A 23,281-nucleotide genomic window follows, 5' to 3' on the forward strand; every position below is an offset into this window, starting at 1 on the left:
CATGGCTCAGGAAACTAACGACGGTCCGTACACGCGCTGGGTGCAAGGGGCGATTCGAAACCCGAGACGGGCGTACCGCGCGATGTTCTACGTCGCGGCCATCTTCTTCATCGTCACGACGCTGTTTCCGTTCTACTGGTTGCTCGTGCTCGCGCTGACGCCGCTCGACCAAATCGTCAATATGGGCCTCGTGCCGAAGGGGTTCAACCCCGGCGCGTTCGTCGAGATGTTCCAGTTCATCCCGTTCCACCGGTACATGTTCAACAGCATCGCCATCGCGCTCGTGACGACGTTCATCGTCCTGCTCGTCGGCAGTTTTGCAGGGTACGCCTTCGGCCGCTTGGACTTCCGGGGGAAAGGTATCCTGCTGGTCACCCTGCTCGCCATCTCCTACTTTCCGCCGGCGGCGTTCATCCTTCCCCTCTTCAACTTCTTCACCGGCAACGTCTCGGTGTTGGGCGTGTCGAGTCCGAACTGGTTCAACACGCCGGGGGCGCTCGTGACGCCTTTCTCCGGGCTCTTTCTCCCCCTGACCATCTTCATTCTGACAACGTTTTATGGGCAGATACCGGACGGTTTAGAGGACGCAGCACGCATCGAAGGTGCGACCCGCATCGGCGCGCTCTTTCGCGTCATAATCCCGCTGTCCGCGCCCGGCGTGGCGACCGCGGGCGTCCTCACGTTCATCGCCGTCTACAACGAGTTCTTCTTCTCGTTCCTGATGACCGACGGACAGCCCCAACACTGGGCCCCCATCGTCTGGGGTATCCTCAACTATCAGGGCCAGTTTCAGGCGTTCTACAACCTGATGGCGGCGGCGAGTATCGTCGGCGTTCTCCCCGTGGCTATCCTCGTCGTCGTGGCGCAGGAGCGAATCGTGAGCGGCCTAACGGCGGGCGCGCTCAAGGAGTGAGGTCGCGGAGGCCCAACACCGTTCTCGCCGCGTTCGCCACCTCGTCGGTCTGCTCGTCGGGGGCGTACACGCCAAACCGCCACTGGGTTCGCTGGGAGGCTTGGAGTCCTTGGACGAGCGGCGATTTGTCGCCCAACCGCCGGACTTCGCCGTTGACGACGACGCGCGTCGAGGATTCCGGCATGCTCGGTTCGCCGGGATTGTCAAGCAGGACGGCTTCCGGCGGCACTCCCGCCGTGGTTGCGATTTCGCGCTCGAACTCGCGCGCTTCCTCGTGGTTCGCCGCGACGATTTCCGCGGGTACCGCCTCCCACTCGGCCCAGACCGCGCGCTTGAACAGATCTCGCCTGGCGATTCGGTCGGCCATCTCGGTCGTCGCGTCGCAGTTCCGCAGCGTTGCGAGCAGTTCCGCGTCGGTGAACCGCCGGAACTCCTCGGGGCTGCAGTCGGTCGAGTCGAGCAGTCGCTCGCTCGTCCGCTCCAGCATCGCCCCTGCGATTCGGGAGACGTGGTGGCGATAGACGGTCGCGTTCATCAGCGCGCGGGCGACGAGCAGGCTCTCGGCGGTCTGGACGTTGCCCTCCGCGAGCACGAGTTCCCCGTCAACGAATCGGAGCGCCCCGAGCAGGCGGCCGTAATCGACCGTCCCGTAAGGCACGCCGGTGTGGTGGGCGTCGCGGACGAGGTAGTCCATCCTGTCCACGTCGAGTTCGCCCGCGACGAGTTGGCCGAGTTCGCCGTCGCCCGCGACGAGCGCGGCGACCTCGTCGGGGTTCAGGTCGTGGCGTTCGAGCACGTCCGCGAGGTCGCCGTCCGCGAGCAGATCGCCGACTTCGTCGTGGTGTTGCCCCAATCGGCGCTCGATGATACCCTCGGTCTGGTGGCCGTAGGGACCGTGGCCCACGTCGTGGAGGAGCGCGGCGGCCTGCACCGCCTTCGCCTGCTGGCTTTCGATATCGAGTCGGTCGAGCGCCCGCCCGGCGAGGTGGGCGACCCCGACGCTGTGCTCGAATCGCGTGTGGTTCGCGGAGGGGTAGACGAGCCGGACGGTGCTCAACTGCTTGATGTGTCGGAGTCGCTGGACGGGGCCGGTGTCCAGCAACGCCTCGGCGACCGGCGGGAGTTCCACGTAGTCGTGGACGCTGTCCTTGATGGCCTGCATAGGGTGGTGGCGTCGTTGGGAAGCGGGGTAAAGCGTCCGATTTACCGACACCGAGGTGAAACATCTTCTCCAACTGTATTCCTGACACTCACCGCAACAGAACTGTTAAACGATTGGTGCGTATAGTTTCGATGTATGGTACACCCCTTCTACTACCTCGGTAAACTCTCACGAGGGGTAAACGCAGGGAAGGCCCTCCTCGCCGCCGCTATCGTCCTGTTCGTTCTCTTCGCCCTCCCGTCGCTGAACCCGGTGACGGTCGCGGGACTCCTTCTGCTCGTCCTCGCGGCGGTCACGGTGAACAGCGCGGTGGAGATCGTCGGCCCGTACGAGAAGCGCGCGCTGACGGTGTTCGGTGAGTACCGCGGACTGCTCGGCCCCGGCCTCCACTTCGTCCCGCCGTTCGTGAGCGCCACCCACCGCTTCGACGTGCGGACGCGAGTGCTCGATGTGCCGCGACAGGAGGCCATCACCGAGGATAACTCGCCCGTCACCGCCGACGCCGTGCTCTACGTTCGCGTGATGGACGCGGAGCGCGCGTACCTCGAAGTCGACGACTACGAGAAGGCCGTCAGGTATCTCGGCCAGACGACGCTTCGAGCGGTCATCGGCGATATGCAACTCGACGACACGCTCAGTCGTCGGGACGAGATCAACGCCCGCCTCCAACAGGAGATCGACGCGCCGACCGACGAGTGGGGGATCCGCGTCGAGAGCGTCGAGGTGAAGGAAGTGCTCCCCAGCCCGCCCGTGGTGCAGGCGATGGAGCGCCAGACCAGCGCCGAGCGTCACCGCCGTGCGATGATCCTCGAAGCGCAGGGTGAACGCCGGAGCGCCATCGAGACGGCGGAAGGTGACAAGCAGTCCAACATCATCCGCGCGCAGGGTGAGAAACAGAGCCAGATCCTGGAAGCGCAGGGTGACGCGGTCTCGACCGTCCTCCGCGCGAAGTCCGCCGAATCGATGGGCGAGCGCGCCATCGTGGAGCGAGGGTTGGAGTCACTGCAACGTATCGGCGCGAGCGACTCGACGACGTTCGTCCTGCCGCAGGAACTTACCTCGCTCTTCGGGCGTTTCGGGAAACATCTCACAGGGAGCGATGTTCGCGGCGACGGAGCGACTCTCGAACCGAACGAGTTCGACCCCGAGACGAAGGCACTGCTCGGACTCGACAACATCGAGGAGACGCTCGCGGAGATGGATGACGCGGTCGACGTGACCGAAATCGACGACGAGCGCGAACGCGAGTCGGTTGAGAAATCGCGGTGAGTCGGTCAGAACTCGTCCAGTTCGGGTTCGACGCCTCCCTCCGGTTCGACGCCCATGTCAACCTCGAACTCCGCGCGAACGTCTTGGATTCTGTCGCGGATGTCGGCAGCGAGTTCAAATTCGAGGTTGCCCGCGGCTTCCTGCATCCTATCTTCGAGTTCGGCGATGTACCGGGCGGCCTCCTCATCCGTCTCGGGGTCGGTTCCGGTCACGCCGCTGGTGTCGGTCTTGCTCCCCGGTAGATTGGCTTTTGAGACCTCCTTGTCGATGGTCCGAGGTTCGAAGCCGTGCTCCTCGTTGAACTCCCGCTGAATCTGCCGCCTGCGCTGGGTCTCGTCGATGGCGGCGTCCATCGCGTCGGTCACCTCGTCGGCGTAGAGGACGACCTCGCCGTTGACGTTCCGGGCCGCGCGACCCATCGTCTGCACGAGCGAGGTCTCCGAGCGCAGGAACCCCTGCTGGTCGGCGTCGAGGATGGCGACCAGCGACACCTCGGGGATGTCGAGTCCCTCGCGGAGCAGGTTGATGCCGACCAGCACGTCGAACTCGCCCAATCGAAGCCCCCGGACGAGTTCGTGGCGTTCGAGCGTGTCCGTCTCGTCGTGCATGTACTCCACGGCGACGCCCGCCTCTTCGAGGTATTCGGTGAGGTCTTCGGCCATGCGCTTGGTCAGGGTCGTCACCAGCACGCGCTCGTCGTTCTCAACTCGCGCGTCGATGCGGGCCATCAGGTCGTCTATCTGTCCGGAGGCGTCGCTGACTTTGACCTTGGGGTCGACGAGGTGGGTCGGGCGAACGATCTGTTCGACAACCTGCTCGCTCGCTTCCTGTTCGTAGTCGGCGGGCGTCGCGGAGACGTAGAGCGTCTTCGCGGTCTTCTCTTCGAACTCCTCGAAGGTGAGCGGGCGGTTGTCGTAGGCCGTGGGCAGGCGGAAGCCGTTCTCCACGAGCGAATCCTTGCGCGACTTATCGCCCGCGAACTGGCCTTTGATCTGCGGAACCGTCTGGTGAGATTCGTCGATGACGCAGAGGAAGTCGTCGGGGAAGTAATCCAGCAGGGTGTAGGGGGCGTCCCCCACGTCGCGGTTCGAGAGGTAGACCGAGTAGTTCTCGATGCCCGAGCAGTAGCCCGCCTCCTTCATCATCTCCAAGTCGAAGGTGGTGCGCTCCTCGATTCGCTGGGCGGCCACGAGGTCACCGTTGCGCTCGAAGTAGCGAATTCGGTTCTCCAAGTCCTCCTCGATCTCCGCGATGGCCTCTTCCATCGTCTGCTCCGGAATCGAGTAGTGCTCTGCCGGGTGGACGAGCACGGCGGGTTCCTGTGATTTCACTTCCCCTTCGAGAGGGTCGATCTTCACCATCCGATCGATCTCGTCGCCCCACAGTTCGACGCGCACCGCGTACCGGCCGTACATCGGGAATATCTCGACGGTGTCGCCCCGGACGCGGAAGGTGCCCTGCGTGAAGTCCATGTCGTTTCGCTCGTAGTTCAAATCTACGAGGCGGGCGAGCAGTTCGTCGCGCTTGATCTCCTGCCCGACTTCGAGGCGGAGGCTCATCTCCTCGTAGTTACGCGGGTCACCCAAGCCGTAGATCGCGGAGACGGAGGCGACCACGATGACGTCGTTTCGCGTCAGCAGCGAGCGCGTCGCGGAGTGGCGCAGGCGGTCGATCTCGTCGTTGATGGAGGCGTCTTTGTCGATGTATGTGTCGGTCTGCTCGACGTAAGCTTCGGGCTGGTAGTAGTCGTAGTACGAGACGAAGTACTCCACCGCGTTGTTCGGAAAGAGGTTGCGGAACTCCTCGTACAACTGCGCCGCCAGCGTCTTGTTGTGCGCGATGACCAGCGTGGGTTTCTGTATCTCCTCGACCACCCACGAGACGGTGTTGGTCTTTCCCGACCCCGTGACGCCGAGGAGAGTCTGTTTGTCCATTCTCTCGTCGTACCCCGCCGCCAACTGCTCGATGGCTTCCGGTTGGTCCCCCGCCGGGTCGAAGGGGGCGTCCACCCGGAAGTCGGTCTCCGCGTTCGGGTCATCCGGCCTGAGTGGCCCCGACTGCGTGTCGCTCATGGTATCTTCCGTAAGGATTCGAGCTACTTGAGGCGGTCGTTTCCCGGCCCGGTGCACTCCTATCGACCGGCGACGTATCGGGCGTCTTCCGCGTACGGCCGTCATCGCCGGCACGGACTTCAACTCGACTGGAATCACCCGATGTCGTCCCGTATCTCCAGCGAACTCGTTCGTAGTGCGTTCTCAGCGCCTAAAACGGCGTTATTCGACGGGGAGTTCGACGACACCGATCTGTTGGAGTAGTCCGAGATTATCCGGGAGGAGCCAGCGTTCGGTGATTCTCCCGTCCTCGATGCGGACGAAGGCCGTTTGCTGCACCTCGATCTTCTTCCTGGTTGCTTCGATTCCCACGAACTCACCTTCGTGCGTCCCTCGGCTCGTGATTCGCATGGCGACCGTGTCGTTTTCGGCGACGACGTCCTCGACGGTCTGCGAGATGTCGGGAAACGCGGCGAGAAAGCCTTCGAAGGACTCTCGGATCGCCGCTCGACCCCGTTGGTCTCCGAAGGGAGTGTGCTCGACGGCATCCTCGGCGTACAGTTCGTCGAGCAGGTCGAGGTCGCCCTCCGCGAAGACGCCCTCTGGGATACGTCGGGCGAGTTTCTCGTTCCGTTCCTGTTGGGGAGTCGTTGATGCGTCCGTCATGGATATAGTTTCTCTTCGGTACGAATGTCGGTCTGCGGATTCATTGCAACCACGGGAGGTAGTAGGCGGACGACCGCCGTGAGTTCGAGCGGGAACAAGTTCCCGTCTTTAAGCTATTCCGTAGCCGACTCTAGGACGATATGCCTCGAATCCAGTTGAAACTCGACGGGACGGCGGTGGACGGTTGGATGGCCGATATCTCCACCGAGTTCCCCGACGCCGAATTCAGGCTGCTGGCGAGCCAACTACGGGACGAGGGCGCGCTCGTGATTCTCGAAGTAAAGACGCCAAAGGGGGATGCGCTCGTTCGCCGATTCGAGAGCACGCCCGAAGTGCGCTCGCTCGAGGTTATCCACTCCGATGAACGGACGGTGTTGATTCAGTTCACGACCTCGGCAACGAACTCTTACGATCCGCTCTTCAGGTCGAAGAACATCTCCATCTATCCCACCATCCTTCGGGACGGATGGTTTTCCGTGACGCTGGCGGCCTCGCACGAACGGCTGTCGAAGTACACGGACGAATTAGCAGCGACCGGCATTCCGTATCGTGTTCTGTCGCTGACCCAATCGTACGATTCGAGCGAGCTTCTCACGGATCGCCAATGGCAAGTCATCACCCAGGCAGTCGAGCGCGGCTACTACGATACTCCCCGAGGCTGTACCGTCGCCGAGTTGGCCGAGTCGCTCGACGTCCACAAATCGGCGGCGAGCAGGTTGCTCCATCGGGCCGAGAGTCGAATCGTCAAGGAGTTCGTCGCGGAGGCGGCGTCGTAGTCGAGACGGAGATTCGGAGCGACGATACGACTCCCCGACGGTCGGAACCTCGGTGGAGGAACACCGGTCGATGGTTCGTATTTTGTCCTCGACTTTGCGGCGACCGTCACCTACGAGAACAGTGGGCGACTCGCCTCAGTCGTTCAGCCTCGCCAACACCGAGTCCGGGTCGTACCGCAGCGACAACGACCGCGACCGCCCGCGCCCCTCGACGTTGGTGTAGGTCGCGTCGATGATGCCGAGTTGATCGAGCTTGTTGATGATCTCCGAGTAGCGCGTGTAGCCCAAATCGGTCTCGTCGTGGAAGGCTTCGTACACGTCGCCCGCCTGCTCGCCGTCGTTTTCGGCGATGACGCGGACGAGCGCGACTTCGTTGTCGCTCAGCGCGTGGAGGCTGTGGCTGAGGTGAACGAACTTCGATTTCTCGTAGGCGTCCTCCACGTCTTGGAGGCTGACGGTTCTGCTGGCGCGCATCTCGGCGTTCAGTCCGGCCCGGCGGAGCAGGTCGATGCCGACCCGGAGGTCGCCGCTCTCGGCGGTGAGTTCGGCCACGCGGTCGAGCACGTTCGGCCCGATGACGCCCTCGTGAAAGCCGCGCTTGACACGCTCGCCGAGGATATCCACTATCTCGTTGCGGTCGTACACCGGGAAGTAGGCGTCTTCGGGGCGGAAGACACTCTGGACGCGCGTGTCGAGTTCCTCGATAACGTCGAGATTGAGGTCGGAGGAGACGACGATGACGCCGATCTTCGCCCCGCTGTGGGCTTCGTGGGCGCGGAGGAGCGAGTAGAGCGTGTCCGAGGCCTCGCCCTCGTAGAACAGGTAGTTCACGTCGTCCAGCGCGACCACGAGCACCTCGTCATCCTCGACCAGTTTATCCGTAATCTGGCGGAACAGCTTCTTGAACGAGATACCGCTGGACGGCGGTTCGTACTCGAAGATGCCCTCGAAGATGCGGGAGAAGATAGCGTAGCGCGTCGAATCGACCTGGCAATTGACGCGCACGGTTCGAACGTCGGTCTGGGCCGAGAGTTCGTCGAACAACTTCTGCACGGCGGTGGTCTTGCCAGTTCCGGGCGGACCGCGTGCCATGACGTTGAGGGGACGCGACCCGCGAACTGCCGGGCGGAGCGCGTACTGCAAGCTCTGCATCTGGGACGCGCGGTGTTCGAAGGTCTCCGGCACGTAGTCGATTTCGAAGACGTGCTCCTCGCGGAACACCGACTCGTCCCACGACAACATCCCCTCGTCGGGGTCGTCTGCCATCACTTTCACCACGCTTCCCGAGGTACTTAATCCTTCGCCAGAGACAATAGCGTCGGCAAAAAGGCGACTGGTAGGTTATCGCTGCTGTATCGCGCCTTGGATATCGTTTCTATCCATCGACATGCCGTGTTTCTCCCGCGCGTGCTCCTGTACCATGTCGATGACTTCGTTCTCGTCGTTCGCCCGTACCATGAAGTCACAGTCCTGCTGCGTGCATTCGAACTGGTGTGCCATGTTATCTCTCCTCCCCTCGCCGGGGTGGAAACGGTGACGAGACGCGCGTAAGTAATGTTTCCGGCTCCGCGAGCGATACTGCTCCCGCTCTATTCGAGCACGTCGTTCACCCGTCCGAGCAGTTCGGGTCGAATCTCCTCCCACGTGTACCGCTCCTCTATGCGCGCCCGCGCCCGCCGATCGATTCGTTCGCGTTTCGCCCCGTCGTCCAGCAGCTCGACCACTTCCCGCGCGAGTTCGTCCGGTGTCTCCCGATGCAAAGGTGGTCGTCGTCCTCGGCGTCGATGCCCTGCTGGCCGAGTTACTCGTCGTCTGCGGTGGTTGGGCGCTCATTTCCATTGGGTTCGATGTTGATGTCATTGGAGATTGTATTCGGGGGTGTGGTTACTCTATGATCTGTATGAATCAGATCAGTTGCTTGCCAGCGTTCGTGAGGTACAGCCGATTGCTGACGACACATGGAGTCTGCCAGTAATCGGTCTGTAGATGCGATTCCCGCCAGCGTTCGATACCGTCATCGAGAGCGAATGTGCCAACTAGCCCGTCGACTGTCCTGTTAACGGGTTCGAGCCAGCTGTGTAGCAGTCGCCGCTCTTAAACTGGTTATCGAAGCGGACACTGTCTCCTGCGCTATCGCGTGTGTACGTGATGCCAGCATCGTACTCGTCGAGTCGAACCGCCCACCGTTGACGCCTGGTGCAGGTATTGACCCCAGAGTCTCGGATTTGGCCATCCGGAACGACGAGCGTTCCGTCCGATACTGCTACGCTATGAACGATCTGGGATTCGACCGAGGTCTACTACTGTACTTTGCTCACCGTCGCATCAAGCGCATAGACTGTACTTTCTGCAATGAAGTTCCACGTTTCGTTCTCGAACGTCAGAGCGTGTCCGATTGGCTTGTCTGCGACGAATCGCCAGCACAGACAGACTGCCGTCTAGTCGACCGCGTAGATGGAGCAATAATTCGTGACGTAGGCGATGTCGTCCGTGACTGTGGGTACCTTCGCTTCAGGGAGAACCGCTCGTCGCGGTTCGCCCGTGGGATTGATCGAGTACTGCCATACCACGTCGCCCATCGATGGGTCAAGCGCGTTGAAGTATCCAGCACTACAATCCCAATCGAGAGGCTGTTATGCCGTCACTAAGAGGATATCGTCGTACAGCGTCAGCAGTGGGGTCCCAAGTACGTTTTCGAAGTTGATTTTCCATCGGTGTATATCTATCGTCGCGTCAAGTGCAGTTACGACGTTCGTCCCGGCAATATACACGCGCATACCGTCCGTTACGGGAGCCTGGTCGAAGTATTGATATCCGTATCTGTGAATCACTGCATGAACCCAGAAATGCGAACAGTCCATCGCGGGCGGCGTGCACCGAGAAATCGTAGAATTCGGCCTGTGCACTGACTGGCATTACTCGACCGTCGATCTCCGCGTGACTATTGTCCAGCAGTTCGTGTCCGGATGTCCCGTTGACCTGATTTCCTGTCATCGAGATCTTGTTCATCGGGTTCGTCCAGATCTCTGGAATATAGGTCATGGCTGGGTCGGCTACTTTGTCTAATTGTCCAGACTGACTCTGTTTAGACGACGTTTCTCGCCACACCGAGTTTTACGCTATGAGAGACGTTTTCTGGTGTTCTTGAATACACGAATCGCTCCGCTTATTTCCACACTCGGCGTTTTCGACCGCAATAGTACGTAATACAGTGGTTTGACTCTATTCGTGGAGTGGTGTACGATGATGGTACTCCCAAAAGATGGCTTGATGAAATGGCGATAGCCATCATCTCAGAGCGTGTTCCGGCAGTTTACTGCGATGGTTAGAAGCCGAGTACCAGCTCACCTGCGTCTCATCTCACCGGTGCTCTCTCTTCACACATCGGCGCAACCATGCGGTTTCCCTTTGTCACGGCATCCAATGGCTTGTCATGGGGACTACGCTAAGAGATAATGTGCTTTGATTCACTAACAGAGCCTCGATACACGCCCTCTCCACGCCGTTTCCACACTGGCTTACTGGCGATACCTCCATCCACTGGTCGGTTCACACATGCACTCAAATCACCTGTTTAACCCTCTCTTGCGGTGTGAAACTCCAAGTGTGAGGATTCGATGACCCACGTTGCACCCATTAATGGGGCGCTCGCCACACGAGACGAACCGATACCGTGTGAAGTTCTCATATCTTCGGACGAAGTTTCCAAGTTCTTCTGAGACTCTCACTGCGGTGTCCTTTTATGAACTCATAGCGGTGTGGTTTAGAACATCCTCTAATAGAAACAGATGCAGATGAATTTATAGCCAGTACAGAGCGTGAAGCTTCACCCTTGAGGCCGGGGCATTCACATAGCAAACAGGTGAGCGTCTCGAAAATCGTTCAAACGACCTCCAGTCATTCATGATGACGAGATGAGACACTGGAGATGTCTCGAACGACTTGGCGTGGGTTTCGAGCGCAAGCCTCGCTGTTCACGGCACGGAGGTCAACCAAAGGCAGGTCACGATTCGTGGCTCTTATTCCGGGAAGTTTGCCATGGAGTGACATAGCTACCAGAAAAGATCCAAATAGAGAACTCCTGTATCGGCTTCAGCACTTCGTTCACGTATCGAAAGTCAGATATTTTTGATCACAGATAATATTCCTGTCCGAAACACTGGTATTATCGCACACTATGAACGAGATAATGGCTACTGCCCCCGACGAGACGATCTTCGCGCGTGCGCTTTCTGAATCACCGACGTGGGTTGGGACGAACCCAGACGATGCCTCGCCAGTCACCCTCACTGACGATGACCTCCTACAGACCTGTTATATCGAGGGCACCATTCCTGACCAACAGACAGCACTCTGTCACCGTCTCTGTGTCCAGTGGGCACACGCAGACCGGGGCTTTTGTTACATCAGTCCTCATTGTGGCCCACCGCTCGATTTGCTGTATGCACTCCCGACCGCCTTGAGGATGTCGTCTGGATCGATATTTCGCGTCCCGACCTCTGTGCACGCCTCGACGTGCCGGAAGCCGAGCACGTCTGCGTTAACCCCTTCGACGGGTCCGAGGACGCCATCGATCACACGGCGCTTACACGAGATCCGATCACCGGTCGTATCGCAGACTTGCTGGACGTGTTCAGCGAACACGAGACGTTCGACTGGAACGTCGCTACTGTCTGGAGTTTGCTCTTGCCCGGCGTTCTCAGCGACGAGCGATCGGTGTATGGAGAAAATGGCATTCTCTCGTGTTTTGAGGCTGCGGATCTTGAGAAAGATATCGACCCACTACTTGAGCTCATCCCTGGCGTAGATCGCCCGACCGTCCGCACACACCTTCAGCGAGCGTTCGAACACGACCCACGCGTGTTTCAGACGGCACGGACGTTATTGGGGTTCCAACTGATGGGCTCCAATACTACAATCCTCTCACTCATGACACGACGTACTCGTTCGCTGAGGGTGTCACAGAGAACGCGATCATCCTCGTGTCGGGTGACGCTCCCGATGCGGACAACGGCCTTGGTACGGATATCGCTCGGAGTGCAACCCACCTCCTCACCATGACCATCGTGCGTCGACTCTGGGAAACGCTTCAAACGATGTCCGATTCCAGTGCAGATTCAGACGAAAATCAAACTCACAAACCAGGAAACGAGGATTCGTACTACTATCCACTTGTTCTTGATGGTATCTCTCATCTGCTGCCAGGTGCCGGCACGCTTTTTCGAGAGGTACTTTCAAACTGTTCGCGGACACCGCTCGCTTTTGTAGTGAGTGGGCCGTCCCCGTCGCAGTTTTCCGATACGGTGGCGATTGCCATCCGCGACCATGCTCGGACGATGATCACGTTCGAGGAGGACGCAACTGATGCCATCACGCGCTCGCTTCTGTCACCCGGCACTGCTCCGATCGAACGGTCGCTTTCGACCGAACAGGAGAGTGCGATTGGCGAGGCGCCCGTCTGTTGGGTAGAGACGAATAGGAGTGGGACACTCGTAGGCTACCCACCGCAGTCGTCGAAGGAGCCAGCACTTCCATTTGGGCCAGTAGCACGCCATCGGCGTGATTCCGAGATCGAAGCCGCACTCACGCGAGGTCTCGAACGGTATGGCGTGGATCTTTCGTGGCCAGATGAGAGTGCGGATGGCGATAGTTGAGCGTGAGATGGCGTCGGTGACTACGGTTTCGAAAGCTCCAGTCGCTCGCGGTCGCTCAGGCGACATATCGGTGCACTTCATTCGTGAGACATGCACGCTGATAGTGCTGCGTCAGCCACAAACGCGTTATCACCCGGCCTTTTCGGTTCCACATCGCGGAGTGTGAGTTGCTATACCAGGTGTTTGCCTGCTGGTCGACACACGCCGTGGAGATAATCCCGCAACCCTCCTTTTTGCCGTCACCGAGTGCATCGCCACCGAAGAATTAGGGACATCGGTTGGTATCGAAGATAGTTTTGGGACGCTGCCGATGCTACGTGACTTCCATCTACATCGCTGATACCGGCCCGTTTATCGCGATGAGCCCCGTTCCAATTTTCAGTAGTAAACCGTAGCCTTCTATACGAAATAACTTCATATGAATTCCAAATATTTTGATTTGCGAGCGACCGATTCACTTTCGAAGACTGCTGTTTACTGCCGTTTTTGTAGTAGTTTCACAATCCTCGAATCGTCGGTATCTATTCGTTCGAACGGATACCTGAACCGAATCACGATCACTGCCGATCGTCTCATATAGCTCAACCGAGGTGCTACACCTCGTCACCGAAGAGGTAGATCCTTTGAGAGTTGTCGGATAGAGACGTTGATGTCGGGATTATCGCTTAAGAAATTGAGGATATGCGTCGTCGCACCATGCCTGAAGAATTCCGGATCTCGACCGGATACTGCAAGTTCGATAGACACCCCTCTTAGGTCGGAGTCATCGGTTAGTTCTTCTTCCGAACTACTATTCCGCATACGGCATATTAGCACACTATCATATTTTTACTTTAGATAGTCTCCCTCAGATCGGTCGAACCACACGTTTGTGCTCTACCCTACTCGCCAGCCAGTTTCCAGTCGACTCTCAAATCGCGTTCCGTGAGCAGTGCGTCAGCCCACCGGCCGACAGCAGGGGCGATTGCACTAGCGAAGGCCATCGAGGTCATCCTTACTTGGTGGTTACTTAATTATCAATAAATAGTCGCTAAACACCTTGTACGATCCATTACGGAGTATGATTTGGGATGTCGAGACGCTCGAAAGCCCCTGGCATCTCGACTCCCGGGACTCGCTGTGCTCCGCACTCCGTTGCGGTGCTTGCGTCGTCCGGGTTCCCCGAGACGCCGGCCCCTTTCAGTCCCACCCCGTGGACAAGTTGGTCTGCCTCGTGCCATGTACGTGCGATGTGTGCTCCGAACGCCCGCTCGCCGTCCTGTTCGGTCGGGCCATCGTTCGCACCCTCCCGGAACGCCAGCGGGTTAGTCGGTCGGTTCCTGCGCGCCGTGGGTGCTCGGAACACGCCAGACTAACTCCGCTGGCCACTCGCCCCGACCGGGACGGCGCGCGTGCTCGTTTGATTAACTTCCGATAGCGCGCGCTCGCTTCGCGCCCAGGGGGCGCTCGCTCGCGCCTTCGCGAGCGCGCGCAGGAGATGGACGGTCGTATTAGAGATGGATCTCACGTGAGGGTGAGAGCTGCAGAAGACGCGGTGAGGCGCGCCTTCGGAACTGAGATGAGTTCCAATGAGTACTAGCAACAGCTTCGGTAAAGAAGGTTCGTACCGACAATCGAATGACCAGACAAGCAGGTGCCCAGAGTGTGGCCAGCGGCTGATCACGGCCGGGATCGAGACGTTTTGTGAGGTGTGTGGCTTGGTCGTCAGCACGGATGCAGTGAAACAGACGGTGTCGCCGAGCGTGCATGGGCCAGTGCGGCGAAGTGGCCCCCAGGAGTGGGCGATCGAGCCGACGACCGCCTTCAGAGTCAACCACGGCCTCGGGTCGCGATTCGAACTCGGGCGCGATGAACGTGGACGACCACTCTCGGCCGAACAAAAGCGGCGATTTGGGCGGCTACGGCGGTTGGACAAGCGCATGGACGCCCGTGACCGACGGCTGAACGAGAGTCTGCGCGATGTGCAGAGCATCGGTGAGAACGTCGGGCTTCCCAGGTATGTCTGCGAGGACGTGTGCCTGCTCATGCGGCAGGCGGCTGAACGACGATTGCCGGGTGGCCGGATGGCCTGGGAGTCACTGGCGGCCGGGGGAGTACTGTTGGCGGCGAGGCGAGCGGGCGTGCCACGAGAGACGGACACAATTACGATATATGCAAAGTCGACGCACGAACGAGCATGTGCAGCAGCGCGGAAGATCCGGATCGAGTGTGACCTGGTTGAGGCGTTTCCCCCAGTGCAGACGAGAGCGGTGGATGCGGTGTTGGTAGAATTGGACGACAAGCTGGATGCGCGGACTGTGTTAGAGTTCGTACGGCTGGGGAGGCATCTCCTGGAGGTAGCCGACATGGCACCAGTAGGTTCAGGGACGTCACGAATCGCCGTTGCGGGCGCGGCCGTCTACGCGGCAGACCGGTTGACGGACGGGAAGAACATGACCCAGGCGCAGATGGCCGAGGCAGTAAGCCACGTGTGTCCAACGTCGAAAAGCGTGATCGCGCGCTACTCCCGAGAGTTGTACGACGCCTACGAAGAGAGGCACGGACAGGCCGAGCCGAAGCTCGTGTCCGATACGGAGCGTGAGGTGGTCAGCGTCAGATAGCGAAACGGGCGGTTCATTCTTTTTTCGATACCAGCCACCCACCGCTGCCGGCCTTCGGCCAGCAGCCACAACCTCGTCACGGTGGGTTGGTGGCAGAAGATGACCGTCTCAAACGTATCCTCCAGGTTCGATTTCCAGTAAGTGCTCTATAAGGAGCGTATTGGGATTGTATCGTCCAACTCCCGCTGAATATACGTTATCGGATAGATGGCAGTCACCCCAGGTGCATTGAGTCGGAACTGCTGTGGTGGCGTGTTCCGACTATACGTTTTCTCCACTCGAGGTGTACCACGTCGCGGCTCATACAACGTCTCGAGGACATCGTGTGCATCCTGTCGAGTCAACACGAACCAGATCGCTTCCTGTGGGTCACACGACGCCATCTTATCGAAGTCATCGAGAATCGCCTCGGAGCGGTCGTTGTTGATGCGTTCGGCTTCGACCGTCACAACGACGTTTCCCTCACTATCCAATCCTGCACAGTCGAGGCGGTGGCCATTATCCAACTCGTAGTAGGGATGAACCTCAATTACGTCCGATTCAGGGTTTTCCTCATACTCCTGTATCAGATAGCGTCGTGCAGCCTCGTTCAGACACACGTGCTGTGCAGATTCTTCTAAGTCCCCTACGCCATGCCCGTAGTCAACGCCCTCCCGGTAGGCTTCACCGATCACAGGCCGACCCTCGGGTGTCACCGAGTACAATCGATGGGGGTGGTCACCGTCACGTCGCAAGACATCTGCGTCGATGAGCCCTTGAATCTCCTCGGGTTCGATACCGACATACTCCTGCAGACACAGCATGCTATCCTCGATGATGTCGTACTCTAATGGATCGTAGCGCAACTGCTGGGCGTTATACACTGCCTGCACGAACAACAACTGTGAAATCGACCAGTCGGACTCAGCGATTTCCGTTGGTGAGAGCTTAAGATTGAACTCACAGATGGGAATGTTGTCGCGGTTCACGTCGTCCATCGAATGACAGCATTCGATGGCACGGCACATTCCCTTGATCGATGGGTCGTAGCGATTCTGACATCGTCCACACCGAAGGGCGTGACTCTGTTCGTCGTACCTGATGAACTTGGGGAGTCGCTTCGTGTGCGCCAAGAGCGTATCTACTCGGGCACTCGGTCGTTCAATCGTTTCACCGGACGTTTCATCGCCGTCTGTATCTTCTGCGCTTGCCTCTGTTTCCGTCTCCGTCTCTCCACTCTTTGTCCCGGTTTGTTGGACGCGGGCGATCCCGGCATCTAGGTACGTCCGTGATTTCGCTTTCTCAAATGCTGCCTGGAACAGCATCTCATCTGTCCCTGCGAGTGGATCGTCGCTTGCAGGATGTCCGCGTGGTGCTGGCAGTGATTCTGCGAGGAAGGGCTGTGGTGTTGGCTCGTCGAATCCTGAACCGGGTCTCACTAACCATTTGCCACTCCGGAGCGCACTCAACCGACGTGCCACTTCTTGGGGAGGCATCTCTCCGGTGGCCAGTGCTTCGGTGAGGTCGTCTCTGACCGAGACGTTCCCAACGACGAATGTGGCTGTTTCGTTGAGTGCTTCGAGGTACGTCTCGTCACTGGGATCGGGTGAGTCGAGTTGGCGAGCAAACTGTACGCCGAGCGTCAGCGACACGTCGAACGACCGTCCCTGTGAAAGCAGCGTATCGACGAGTGTTGTGTCTGCAACGCCCGCAGCCTCTTCGAGGTAGACGTTCACCAGTGGTGCTGACTCTGGGGTATTGGAATCTTCTTTCCGCGCTTTGAGTGCACTCCAGAGATTCGACAATAACACGAGCGTGAGCGTTCGCTTGACGTGGTCTTCCATCCCACCAAAGTCGAAGATAATCACGGTATCCTCGTTTATCTCGTCCGCAAAATCGAATCGTGGCGAACGACCGTTTTCTTGGTCGTCTGTCGCTACGAATTCGAAGAGCGGTGCAAGTCGGCCATTCGTGGCGATTTCATCAACCCGGCCGATCGCACCGCTGAGCACTTTCTTGAAGACATCGCGGTCGCGCGTAACTAGATTTTCGAAGTACTCCGTATAGCGGTTATCGGACACGGGTGGTGTCGTCTGTTGTTCCTGTGTCCGTCGCAACGCCTCGTAGAGATCTGTATGCGAGAATGCATTCTGGCCGTGAATCGGATCGAATAATGCCTTAATGTGATTCCGGATGGCTTTCGGTGAATCCACTGCGCGACCGAAGCGTTCGGCTCCCATTACACCCTTCAAAATCTCCTCGTAATGGCCGGCTTTCCGCGAGCGCGCTTCCTCGCGGGGGATGCCCGCTGCCAGCAGTGACTCGATGTCGAAGAAGGTGAGTGCTGGCAAGATTTCCGTGAAATCGAAGTACATGACGTCATCGAGGTTTCCGAAGGTGGCGTAGTACGCTCGAAGGAATTCTTCTGCGGTGCCACCACCTTTCGTATCGAAGATGATTTCTGGGCCGTTCGTCGCGATGACGTTCGTGAGAATTGCGCCACACAGAAGCACCGTCTTACCTGCGCCAGTGTCGCCGACGAGGAGGAGGTGACGACTTTGGTGGACGGGTTTGATCGCGAGCGGCTGGCCGTAGGGTTGGCGGTCGTGGGTGAGCGGCATACAAAGGGTCATCCCGGGCGGTTGGTACCGAAGTAGCTGCTGTGGTGGTGGGAGCGGGATGCCGGTACGTTCGACAGGGCGTGTTGCCAGCGCACGCTGCCCATTCGGCGTAAGTCCCCCACCGCCAAGCAAACAGAATCCCGGTAGTTCCTCCGGTGCGACGATGACCCCCGTGCTTTCGTGTGGAATCCATGGCAAGTAGTTCCGTTGGGTTTCGTACGTGACCGCCCCAACCGTGCGTTCACAGAGGTCGTCGAAAATCTGGCTGCCCGGCGGTTTCTTCGACCCCGGATGGAGTTCATCATCAGTTCGAACCTCACCCCGTATCTCGTGGTTTTCGCCACTCACATGCGCGAATGCACTCGTCAGACGGCGGGCGACCCTATCAGCATCTTCAGGTGTTTCTCGCGTAAGTGCGACTGCGCGTGCAGAAACACAGAACGTGCGGCGCAGTGTCCGCTCTTGTATGCCGTCGATTCGAGTCTTGTCTGTGCCCGTTGGCTTGTATGTGCGCCGACTCTCTTCGGGCTCGGGATAGATCATCTCCCAAAATCTCGCACTCAGTGATCCTTGTCCGCGTTCGAGGTGATACAGATAGTCGTCAGCCGCAGGTGTCCAGTCACCGCCCGGGGCACAGACTGCTTGATAGATGACTGGAACGGTGGCATCCCGGATCGTTTCGATAAGCGAGGCTAGCGGGATTCGTCTAGACTCATTGTTTGTGGACTGGTATGAGGTGTCCTTGCTTTTGGTCGTCTTGCTCGCTGTGAATTCGCCGAATGGTGTGAGCGGGGTCTGCCAATCGAAGCGTCGCTCGGCACGGCCTTTGTATTCGACACCTGCAATGTAAGGACTCGATGGCGAGATTGCTGGATGATGTTGCCCGGTTTGTTCAGAGGGGTCTGTTGGTTGCGTCCCAATGATTTTCAGCGGCAGATGTTCTTCGACGTGTTGTGGATGCCATTCGACGTGGGTGAGTTCATACGTATTCGGCACGCAAGTTCGCAATATATTCTCAAGTTCAGAGAGGAGGTCGGGCTGTGACGTGCCGACGAGATAACGAATCGTCGTGTCTTCCCGACCATCGGAGATGAGGCACCATTCGACGAGAGGGGCCTGTGTCGACCGGGTGAGGAAGTGACGAAGTCCGGTCTTCGTCTCCCGATCGAGCATCGAATAGAGAAGATCCATCGCACGCACGACTGTCCGTGCGTCGAGGGGTGTTTCGGAGGGTCGAATCTCGATATATGGACGAGGTTTGACAGAGTCCGGAATCGGTGGGCGGTCTGCGTGTGTGCCCTCGACCGTGAATTCGGGGCGGACGATGTCTGGACGTGACGGCTGATCGGCTGTCTCGGTGTCGCTGTTGTTATTCGGCGTCGACATCTGGGCTAGCAATCCTCCTCGAACAGCGGAAGATGTCCTAACAATCCATTCAATGATAATTAATTCCTTTTCTTTAAAATTGAAGACTCAAAGCCTGTGAACAGTCATTTCCAGAGTGTTGTTTCTTTCACTGTCTATTACCGTGGCACGCAGATAGGGATTCGACGTGATGTTTTTTCCATCGGGGGAGCCCATGGAGTTGGAGCGCATTCGGTGGAACATCTGTAACTGTTGCCGTTTTATTTCTGACGGTAACATTCTGAGTACCAACGTACACAAGCGTCACATTGAGCGTGATTGTTCGCTGGGCGTGTGGTTCAAATTGAACCGCGAGAAACGTGAGTTCGGCGCGGTCGCCCTCGAAGGCCGAGGCGGGCCGCCAGCGCGGGAGCTCTCGGAGGATATCCTCGAGTTCGCAGCGGTAGTAACCCGCCGCGGCAACGGCGGTTCCAGCGTGCAAGAACAGCGAGAATCGCAGTGCAACCTCCGGCGCGGTTCCGACGGCAGTGAAAAAGAGGGTGATGTTCCCTTCACTGGTAATGGGAAGTTACTCGAAAATACCTTGGATGATTCCGGCGAAGAGCGCGATGAGGAGCGAGCGGTCGGCCATGGCAAAATGTGGCGCGAAAGAAAATGATTCAGTTTTGATGTCATACTGTTAAACAACCGTCATATGGGTGTGATCCTGAGTAACTCTGCCATGATCATAATTAGATGGCTACCAATGAGAAGGGTCGCGTTCGTGTCGTCACTTTCGAGGAAACGCACACCCCTGAACGCTGCTTCGCGGAATCCTTACTCTTCCAAGTGGGGTTGATATCAGATTTTTGTATATTTCAATACATCGTTTTAATCTGTTGAAACGAGACGTCTGATGGTTTGTGTCGAAATTCGTTCTGCGGAATTGGCATTCATCGTGTTCTCAACCTCAATGTGATGAATAATCAGGCTGAAACAGGGTGTTTTAGTACTATAGAACATTAGACATTTAGGAAGTAGTTTCATCTTAATTATTAAAATCAACGGTGTACAGCATTTATGAAGTCCCCCTGCGCTTATTTACCTAATGGTCTCTGGTCTCCGATATCGACTGGCGAGTATCGGTGGCGCTATCTCACTCACAACGCTCGCCGTCGTGCTCGCAAACCTCCCTGCGACCCAGCAGCCGGTTACGACTCTCGTTCCAGTGGTTAATCAGCTCGTGCCACAGGTACTCACTGAGGAGAAACTCACGATAACGATACTGACCACCGCGACGGTGGTAACTGTCAGTCTCGTTCCCATGTTCAAGCCTCGTCCGCGCCGCATCTTGGACATTTTCTTCATCACCGAAAAGCGGGTGTTGATCGCATGTTGCGAACTCGCAACCATCGGGTACTTCGATTACAGCTATCGGTTGCCACGCTCGACACTTATCATCGTCACGGCATTACTGGGTCTTTTCTTACCGCTCTGGTTCATCATGATTCGCCGTCCTCCTGTAGGCGAGAATGCGCGCGCTATCATCGTCGGCGACGACATTGAGCACATCAAATCCGTCTTCGAAACTACCAGCATGTCCGTATGTGGATACGTCTCACCACCCAATTGGATCAAGGACGAGGATACAACGGGGAGACGTATCGTGGCCGATGGTTGGGGTGAACAACCGCTATCGGGAATCAACCGACTCGGGGGTCTTTCGCGGCTGGAAGAGGTGCTGATCGAAAACGACATCAACACCGCAATACTTGCGTTTTCGACCTCCGACCGGGCTGAGTTCTTCGGTACGCTCGACACTTGTTATAAACATGGCGTGACCGCGAAGGCCCACCGCGAACATATGGATAGCGTGCTTACGAGAACGGAATCCACCGGCAGCGACGAACTCGTCGACATCGCGCTCGAACCGTGGGACTGGCTGGATTACCTGTTCAAGCGCATCTTCGACGTGACGTTCGCGGCCGTGAGCCTCGCGGTGTTTGGGCCCGTTCTCATCGTCATCGCACTCGCCGTCAAACTCGACAGTCCGGGGCCGGTCTTCTACAGTCAGGAACGAACGGCAGAACTCGGTGATACCTTCCCGGTATACAAATTCCGGACGATGTTGCCCGACAGTGAATCGGCTGAACCTGAAGAGGACGACGGCAACGACCGGATCACCAGAGTTGGTCGAATTCTTCGGAAGACTCACCTTGACGAGCTTCCCCAGCTCTGGACGATTCTCACGGGGAAGATGAGCGTCGTCGGCCCGCGCGCCGTCTGGACGGACGAAGAACCGCTTTTGGAGGCGGAGACGAAGACGTGGCGAAAGCGGTGGTTCGTCAAACCCGGACTCACTGGACTAGCTCAGATCCACGATGCTAAGAGCACAACCCCGACGGCGAAGCTTCGATACGATTTGGAGTACATTCGACGACAGTCGTTCTGGTTTGACCTGAAAATCGTTGCGCGCCAGATTTGGCAGGTCGTAGAGGATGTGGTTTTGATTATGAGAAGCGACGAATCGGATACACAGGAGCCTACCGAAGAATCCAACAACGAGTCACATCCGTAATGTCCAATCAAGTTGAAGAGAGCGTCTGAGGCTTTCAAAGATATTAAAAGTCTTGTAGGCGCCCTGAGAAAGGATAGAGTCACTGGTTGATGACTGCATTAAAAACCTCTTCTATGAAATACGCTTCATTCAAACCCATTGGAATCGCAGAATATACCCCATTCCTCCCCCGTATTTCTCGAATCTTGTCCGAAGCTCTGGTTCTATTGCCTCTACAATTCGTCCGAGTACTTGAACGAAGTACCAGTCGAGATACAGTCTATCAGCGGAACCGCCACAACGAGCCATCCGAGCAATTCCATCATAATTCTGACAGCAATAAACCGTTTTCGGACACTATCGGAGGATAGCGTCTCTCCTCATTTTCACGTCTCTTCATATCGTTTTATCTCCTCTATTTGAAGGATCGGTGTTTGACTGTGCATACACGACACAGTAACCAGTGAAACTGTCCCCAGACGACGGGATTCACAAGGGTCTATTTAAGTACGTCATTCACCAACCTTAGTAGTTCGAGTCGAATCTCCTCCCACGTGTACCGTTCTTCGATGCGTGCCCGTGCCTGCCGACCGATTCGCTCGCGCCGCGTCTCGTCGTTCAGCAACTTGACAACCTCTCGTGCAAATTCGTCCGACGTCTCCCCGATGCAGAGGTGGTTATCGTCTTCAGCGTCTATACCCTGTTGGCCGAGGGGCGTCGTGACGACAGGTTTCCCAAGTCCCATGGCTTCGAGGATTTTGTTCTGGAGGCCCCCCCCGTGTCGCATCGGAGCGACGACGATGTGGGCATCCTCGAGGTAACCAGTAGAGTCTTCAACGAATCCCGTCACGGTGATTCCGGGGAGAGCGTCGAGTTTCCTCACCGTTTCGGTCGGACTCGCACCAACAACTAGGAACTCCGTGCCCGGGTAGTTTTCTCGGACTCGGGGGAAAATCGACTTGGCGAAGAAGGTCGCAGCGTCCTCGTTTGGGGAGTAATCCATCTTCCCGAGGAAGACAAGTCGTGGATCGTCGTCGGTGGGTTCCGTGGAATTCCGTCCTCGTTCGAGTATCTCGTTGTTGACGCCGTTGGGAAGTACGGTCAGTGATTCATATTGGTTCAATCCCTCGATGTACCGTTTGTCCTCCTCGGTGGTGATAAACGAATGGTCGAACTCGTTAACAATCATCCGTTCGTAGCGAAGCAAGCGACGCGCTTCTATCGGGTATATCGCTTTCCAGAGGCCATTCGCATGTTCACCCGAGGCTTCGTAGTTCCGTGAAATCGCATCAACGAAATCGACAACTTTCGGCAGGTCATATTCACAGATATACTCTGTCGTTCGAACATGATTGCAGAACGCCAGGTCGTACTTCCTGACGTTGCTATCCAACCACTGCTCGACTGCGGAAAACGAATAATAGAACGTCTGGAGGGGCCGCCGTGAGACAAGTCCGGGAACCGTGTTCAGGTGGAAGCGATATTCCGGATAGGAGAACACTGTAACGTCGTTGAATACGTCTTCGAGTGCTGTGACGGCCGACTCGTCAACTGGCGATTCATCGACAATAAGGAGGTCGACGGTGTGGTCGTCCGTGAGCAATCGTGCCGTGTTGAACAGGCGGACTTTCGCACCGCCGACGAGTGGGTGGGGGATGCGCGAACAGAGGACGAGTATGCGTGCCATGT

20 protein-coding genes and 1 pseudogene are annotated in these 23,281 nt (G+C 57.7%); 7 read left to right on the plus strand and 14 right to left on the minus strand.

Annotated elements, in window-relative coordinates:
• Position 1 precedes the first annotated feature (1 nt).
• Positions 2-913 (plus strand): carbohydrate ABC transporter permease, encoded by a 912-nt coding sequence (locus tag LIW51_RS00140; RefSeq protein WP_227375242.1) that lies wholly within the window; start codon positions 2-4, stop codon positions 911-913.
• Here the strand turns inward: LIW51_RS00140 and LIW51_RS00145 are convergent.
• Entirely contained in the window at positions 903-2,075 is a 1,173-nt protein-coding gene (locus LIW51_RS00145) for an HD domain-containing protein (protein WP_227375243.1), read from the minus strand. The two genes, LIW51_RS00140 and LIW51_RS00145, sit on opposite strands and share 11 nt — an antisense overlap.
• Before the next feature lie 135 nt (positions 2,076-2,210).
• Here LIW51_RS00145 and LIW51_RS00150 point away from each other — a divergent pair, with 135 nt between their 5' ends.
• Complete coding sequence (locus LIW51_RS00150; protein WP_227375244.1) at positions 2,211-3,344, plus strand: SPFH domain-containing protein; 1,134 nt, start codon at positions 2,211-2,213, stop codon at positions 3,342-3,344.
• A 5-nt stretch (positions 3,345-3,349) separates the two neighbouring features.
• On the opposite strand, the gene uvrB is transcribed toward LIW51_RS00150, so the two are convergent.
• Both uvrB and LIW51_RS00160 read right to left on the minus strand, forming a co-directional pair.
• A complete protein-coding gene (gene uvrB / locus LIW51_RS00155) occupies positions 3,350-5,416 on the minus strand; it encodes an excinuclease ABC subunit UvrB (RefSeq protein ID WP_227375245.1) in 2,067 nt (688 codons plus the stop codon).
• 201 nt (positions 5,417-5,617) lie between these two features.
• On the minus strand, positions 5,618-6,061 hold the full coding sequence (locus tag LIW51_RS00160) for an ester cyclase (protein ID WP_227375246.1): 444 nt from the start codon (positions 6,059-6,061) through the stop codon (positions 5,618-5,620).
• Between the two features lie 140 nt (positions 6,062-6,201).
• On the opposite strand from LIW51_RS00160, the gene LIW51_RS00165 reads away from it, so the two are divergent.
• Complete coding sequence (locus LIW51_RS00165; protein ID WP_227375247.1) at positions 6,202-6,837, plus strand: helix-turn-helix domain-containing protein; 636 nt, start codon at positions 6,202-6,204, stop codon at positions 6,835-6,837.
• Positions 6,838-6,972: 135 nt separating this feature from the next.
• Here the strand turns inward: LIW51_RS00165 and LIW51_RS00170 are convergent, their stop codons facing one another.
• From LIW51_RS00170 to LIW51_RS00200, 7 genes and pseudogenes are all read right to left on the minus strand, one after another.
• On the minus strand, positions 6,973-8,103 hold the full coding sequence (locus tag LIW51_RS00170; RefSeq protein WP_227375248.1) for an ORC1-type DNA replication protein: 1,131 nt from the start codon (positions 8,101-8,103) through the stop codon (positions 6,973-6,975).
• A gap of 75 nt (positions 8,104-8,178) precedes the next feature.
• Positions 8,179-8,337, minus strand: coding sequence for a DUF1059 domain-containing protein (locus tag LIW51_RS00175; RefSeq protein WP_227375249.1), 159 nt, complete (start codon positions 8,335-8,337; stop codon positions 8,179-8,181).
• Between the two features lie 89 nt (positions 8,338-8,426).
• Positions 8,427-8,597, minus strand: a complete 171-nt coding sequence (locus LIW51_RS00180; RefSeq protein ID WP_227375250.1) for a glycosyltransferase family protein — start codon at positions 8,595-8,597, stop codon at positions 8,427-8,429.
• Between the two features lie 678 nt (positions 8,598-9,275).
• A complete protein-coding gene (locus LIW51_RS00185) occupies positions 9,276-9,416 on the minus strand; it encodes a hypothetical protein (protein WP_227375251.1) in 141 nt (46 codons plus the stop codon).
• Positions 9,417-9,470: 54 nt separating this feature from the next.
• On the minus strand, positions 9,471-9,614 hold the full coding sequence (locus LIW51_RS00190) for a hypothetical protein (RefSeq protein ID WP_227376833.1): 144 nt from the start codon (positions 9,612-9,614) through the stop codon (positions 9,471-9,473).
• 31 nt (positions 9,615-9,645) lie between these two features.
• Positions 9,646-9,885 (minus strand): annotated as a pseudogene (locus tag LIW51_RS00195) (MBL fold metallo-hydrolase); the annotation flags it as partial.
• 1,365 nt (positions 9,886-11,250) lie between these two features.
• Positions 11,251-11,481 (minus strand): hypothetical protein, encoded by a 231-nt coding sequence (locus tag LIW51_RS00200; protein WP_227375252.1) that lies wholly within the window; start codon positions 11,479-11,481, stop codon positions 11,251-11,253.
• A gap of 338 nt (positions 11,482-11,819) precedes the next feature.
• Here LIW51_RS00200 and LIW51_RS00205 point away from each other — a divergent pair, with 338 nt between their 5' ends.
• Entirely contained in the window at positions 11,820-12,491 is a 672-nt protein-coding gene (locus LIW51_RS00205; protein WP_227375253.1) for a hypothetical protein, read from the plus strand.
• Between the two features lie 1,051 nt (positions 12,492-13,542).
• On the opposite strand, the gene LIW51_RS00210 is transcribed toward LIW51_RS00205, so the two are convergent.
• Together LIW51_RS00210 and LIW51_RS00215 are read right to left on the minus strand one after the other, a co-directional pair.
• Positions 13,543-13,836, minus strand: coding sequence for a hypothetical protein (locus LIW51_RS00210; RefSeq protein ID WP_227375254.1), 294 nt, complete (start codon positions 13,834-13,836; stop codon positions 13,543-13,545).
• Between the two features lie 6 nt (positions 13,837-13,842).
• Entirely contained in the window at positions 13,843-13,998 is a 156-nt protein-coding gene (locus LIW51_RS00215; RefSeq protein ID WP_227375255.1) for a hypothetical protein, read from the minus strand.
• A 190-nt stretch (positions 13,999-14,188) separates the two neighbouring features.
• On the opposite strand from LIW51_RS00215, the gene LIW51_RS00220 reads away from it, so the two are divergent.
• A complete protein-coding gene (locus tag LIW51_RS00220; protein ID WP_227375256.1) occupies positions 14,189-15,091 on the plus strand; it encodes a transcription initiation factor IIB family protein in 903 nt (300 codons plus the stop codon).
• 146 nt (positions 15,092-15,237) lie between these two features.
• Here LIW51_RS00220 and LIW51_RS00225 read toward each other — a convergent pair whose 3' ends face one another.
• Positions 15,238-19,077 (minus strand): ATP-binding protein, encoded by a 3,840-nt coding sequence (locus LIW51_RS00225; protein ID WP_227375257.1) that lies wholly within the window; start codon positions 19,075-19,077, stop codon positions 15,238-15,240.
• Positions 19,078-19,399: 322 nt separating this feature from the next.
• Here LIW51_RS00225 and LIW51_RS00230 point away from each other — a divergent pair, with 322 nt between their 5' ends.
• Together LIW51_RS00230 and LIW51_RS00235 are read left to right on the plus strand one after the other, a co-directional pair.
• A complete protein-coding gene (locus LIW51_RS00230; protein ID WP_227375258.1) occupies positions 19,400-19,714 on the plus strand; it encodes a hypothetical protein in 315 nt (104 codons plus the stop codon).
• Positions 19,715-20,143: 429 nt separating this feature from the next.
• Positions 20,144-21,613 carry a sugar transferase gene (locus LIW51_RS00235; RefSeq protein WP_227375259.1) on the plus strand — a complete coding sequence of 490 codons (1,470 nt, stop codon included), beginning with the start codon at positions 20,144-20,146 and terminating at the stop codon, positions 21,611-21,613.
• A gap of 478 nt (positions 21,614-22,091) precedes the next feature.
• Here LIW51_RS00235 and LIW51_RS00240 read toward each other — a convergent pair whose 3' ends face one another.
• Positions 22,092-23,279, minus strand: coding sequence for a glycosyltransferase (locus LIW51_RS00240; RefSeq protein WP_227375260.1), 1,188 nt, complete (start codon positions 23,277-23,279; stop codon positions 22,092-22,094).
• Between the last annotated feature and the right edge of the window lie 2 nt (positions 23,280-23,281).

The sequence above is a fragment of the Haladaptatus halobius genome (assembly GCF_020618475.1).
Taxonomy (GTDB): Archaea; Halobacteriota; Halobacteria; order Halobacteriales; family Haladaptataceae; genus Haladaptatus; species Haladaptatus halobius.